Origin of the sequence: Burkholderia sp. Ac-20384 (genome assembly GCF_017104605.1) — a bacterium.
Classification (GTDB): domain Bacteria; phylum Pseudomonadota; class Gammaproteobacteria; order Burkholderiales; family Burkholderiaceae; genus Burkholderia; species Burkholderia lata.
In genome coordinates this window covers 1-1,606 of record NZ_JAAGPE010000649.1, presented here as the reverse complement: position 1 = coordinate 1,606, position 1,606 = coordinate 1, and the positions used below count along the sequence as shown (strand labels likewise).

Sequence of the window (1,606 nt, the reverse complement as noted above, 5' to 3'; positions counted from 1 at the left end):
CTCGCGCGCTTCGGCGGCCTCGCGTTCGCGGCGCTGGCGCGCGAGCCGCAGGTCGTGGCGTTCGCGCGCGGCATCGGCCTGTTCCTGCGACCACGCGTCCCAGCCGGTGCGTTCGCCGGTCACCGGCAGCATCGCGATGCAGTCGACCGGGCAGGGCGGCACGCACAGGTCGCAACCGGTGCACAGCGATTCGATGATCGTGTGCATCTGTTTCGGCGCGCCGACGATCGCATCGACCGGGCACGCCTGCATGCACAGCGTGCAGCCGATGCACAGGCTTTCGTCGATGAAGGCGACCGCGCGCGGATGCTCGCTGCCGTTGACGGGGTTCAGCGGAATCACCGGTTTGCCGAGCAGGCTCGACAGGCGCGCGATGCCTTCGGCGCCGCCGGGCGGGCACTGGTTGTAGTTCGCGTCGCCGGCGGCGATCGCCTCGGCGTACGGGCGGCAGCCGTTATAGCCGCACTTCGTGCATTGCGTCTGGGGAAGCAGATCTTCGATGCGATCTGCGAGTGTTTTGGAATCGGTCACGGTGACAACGGGCGCAGCGGCGCCGAATGGCTCTCGGCCGCGTCGGACGCGGTCGGAAAGGTTTGCCAAAGCTCGATTATCGCCGATTTCCCGCATTGCGCTGGACGCCGTCTGTGCGCATAATCGAACCGCTTTTTTGCAGGGGCTCAGCAGGAGGGCGGCCGCCCGCGGCGCGCCCGTTCCAGGGCGGCCGGCGCCAAGGCGGTGGGGGTGCCGGTCCGGATCAAGCGGCTCACATAGCAAAACGCCACCATGAATCAGCCAAAAATCAAAAGAGATCCTGAAGGTACGCGCCGCCGCATCCTGATGGCGGCAGCCGAAGAGTTCGCGAGTGGAGGGCTGTTCGGCGCACGCGTCGACCAGATCGCGCGCCGGGCCGAAACCAACGAGCGCATGCTCTATTACTACTTCGGCAGCAAGGAGCAGTTGTTCACGGCCGTGCTCGAACACGCGTTCTCCGCGTTGACCGAGGCCGAGCGCGAGCTCGATCTCGACGGCGTCGCGCCGGTCGAAGCCGTCACGCGGCTCGCGCATTTCGTTTGGGACTACTACCGCGACCATCCGGAACTGCTCAGGCTCATCAACAACGAGAACCTGCACGAAGCGCGCTACCTGCACAAGTCGACGCGGATCCGCGAGATGATGTCGCCGATCGTCGCGAAGCTCGGCAACGTGCTGACGCGCGGCCAGAAGGCCGGGCTGTTCCGCACCGATGTCGATCCGCTGCGCTTCTACGTGACGCTGTCGGGGCTCGGCTACTACATCGTGTCGAACCGCTTCACGCTCGCCGCGACGCTCGGCCGTGACTTCACCGACTCCGACGAGCGCGCGGAGATGGTCCGGATGAACACCGAAGTGCTGCTCGCGTATCTGCTGCGGCGCTGATGCGCTGATGCGCCGACCGCGCCGAAGCGGCCGCCAGATGTAAAAACGCCGCCGTGCGCAGGCAACGGCGGCGTTTTTTCGTCGGAACGCGGTGCGTCAGGCGACCTTGCGCGCGCGTACGGCCTTGGCGCGCGGGCTGCCGGCAGCGGCACGTTTCGCGGCCGGTGCGGCCTTGGCGGGGGCGGGGGCG

The 1,606-nt window shown here is 67.4% G+C and carries 2 protein-coding genes; one reads left to right on the top strand and one right to left on the bottom strand.

Features of this window, described 5'->3' with window-relative positions:
- On the bottom strand, positions 1 to 627 hold a 627-nt coding region (gene rsxB, locus G3O00_RS42590; protein ID WP_206146585.1), incomplete at its 3' end, for an electron transport complex subunit RsxB.
- A gap of 156 nt (positions 628 to 783) precedes the next feature.
- Here rsxB and G3O00_RS42585 point away from each other — a divergent pair.
- Positions 784 to 1,416: a TetR family transcriptional regulator gene (locus tag G3O00_RS42585; RefSeq protein ID WP_011352787.1), complete on the top strand. Its 633-nt coding sequence runs from the start codon at positions 784 to 786 to the stop codon at positions 1,414 to 1,416.
- The last annotated feature ends 190 nt before the right edge of the window (positions 1,417 to 1,606 follow it).